General features: G+C 50.3%; 1 protein-coding gene. It reads left to right on the top strand.

All coding sequences use genetic code 11. The features are described from left to right. Nucleotides 1–504: 504 nt before the first annotated feature. On the top strand, nt 505–2,142 hold a 1,638-nt coding region (locus tag HOLDEFILI_RS02255), incomplete at its 3' end, for an oxidoreductase (RefSeq protein ID WP_006057741.1).

Raw genomic sequence — 2,142 nt, forward strand, 5'->3', positions numbered from 1 at the left:
TTCTTTTTTCAAAAAGAGAAAGCATTGTTTTTTTTATTTTCAGATACTGAAGACCGCGTAGAGTGAATCAATGCTTTTAGCACAGAGTAAACCCAATCTGAATCCTAAATTTTAAGTGAGTCAATATCGCGATCGTTTTTCAAGGGATTTTTAATTGGCTCAACACGATAAAAACACGATGCAATTCCAGGTAGACATAATCATTCGGTGGCATTCTCCAATTTTGATCGTCTTTTCTTCTATCTAAGCTCAGATTGAAAATACGTGTTCCTCTCTGACGACTGGACTATGAGATTATCGTACACGAGGGGAGTTTTTTTATTTACGCAAAATTACATGAAAATATCTTAAGCTTTCATAACAAGCGCGGATAATGAAAAAACTTGGAATTAAGAGATTCTATAATCTGGAAATCAATCCGTTTCTGCCCGGTCAACAGGCAAACGGCAGTGTGGAAAACGATCATGGAAAACTGGATAATGAGGGCAGAAAGCGAGGTCAGTTATGAAAACTTCTTTTCCTCATTTATTCAGTCCAATTCTAATTAATTCTCTGATGTTAAAAAATCGTGTGCTGGCGGCGCCGATGGGCGTGCCGAGAGCACATTTGGTTTCGTCCACCTATTATGGCGGAATCTCTTTGCCGGATAAAGCTAGAGGCGGCAGCGCCGGCGTCGTGGTATCCAGCTATGGTCCGGCGGACATTGTTGGAGCCGGGAATCCCTTTGATAAATATGCCCGCGATGTGACGCGGGAAACGCTTTCCGTTTTGGAAGAAGGCGGGGCGGCCGGTATCATGGAATTCAGCTTCCATCCGTTAAAAAATCCGGACGGCACGGTCCAGATGCCTAGCGACGGAATTTGTTATACCGGCGAAATGGGCAAAGCCATGACCGTTCAACAAATGGAAGACCAGATCCGGGATTTAGCGGATAACTGTAAAAAGGCGAAGGATTTTGGATTTTCAATGATCATGCTTCATTTCGGACATGACAGCCAATGCTGCCAGTTTCTCTCACCGGTGTGGAACCGCCGCACCGACAGCTATGGCGGCAGTCTGGACAACCGCATCCGGTTTGCCCGGGAAGCCCTGATCGCTGTGCGGCAGGCCGTTGGTCCGCGCTATCCGATCATGATGCGGATCTCCCGCCAGCTGATGGTGCCGGAATCGTATTCCGAAGACGATATGCTCTATTTCCTGAAACAGGTGGAAGATCTGGTGGATATTGTCAACGTCTCGGCCGGGATGGACTGTTACGGCGGGACTGTTGAACACTATGAAGCTAACGTTCATACCCATACCACTGTTTTTGAACCGCAGTATTACAACGCAGCATTTGCGCGCCGGGTCAAGCAGGAATGCAGAGTGAAGGTTGCACTGGTCGGCGGGATCACAGATCCTGCGGTTTGCGAACAGCTGATCGCAGAAGGCAGCACGGATCTGGTTATGCTTGGACGGCAATTGGTGGCGGATCCCGACTGGCCGCAAAAAGCCTGCGAGGGCCGGTCTGAGGATATCGTTCCCTGTTTGCGGTGTCTGAATTGTTATCACATCGCGACGGAACACGAAAATGTTCAGTGCAGCGTCAATCCCCGCTTTCGCCGGGAAAACCGTGTGCCGCGGAAATTGGAAAAGACTGTCAAGCCTAAAACAGTCGTCGTGGTCGGCGGCGGACCTGCCGGGATGAAAGCAGTGCTGACCGCTGAGGAACAAGGCCATCGTGTAATCTTGCTGGAGCGTGCGGCCCAGTTAGGCGGCCAGCTGAACTGGGCAGATTATGACGACTATAAAAAAGAGCTGAAAGCATATCGGGAATATCTGATCCGGCAGATCGTCAAGTCCAGCGTCGAAGTGAGATTAGAGACCGAGGCGACGCCTGAAATGATCGCTTCGCTCGCACCGGATGATCTGATTCTCGGCTTGGGAGCGGAGTTTATTACGCCGCGCATTCCCGGCGCGGAATATGCCCGCCAGGCGGTGACGCTGTATCCTGAACTGGATTCGGCGCAGGGACGGTTTGTGATCATCGGCGGCGGCACGATCGGAACCGAGCTGGCTCTGGAGCTGGCAGAACGGGGGAAAGCGGTCACGCTGATCGAAATGTCAGATACGTTGTCGGCCAAAGGCAATAAACTGTACCGG

Origin of the sequence: Holdemania filiformis DSM 12042 (assembly GCF_000157995.1) — a bacterium.
Taxonomy (GTDB): domain Bacteria; phylum Bacillota_I; class Bacilli_A; order Erysipelotrichales; family Erysipelotrichaceae; genus Holdemania; species Holdemania filiformis.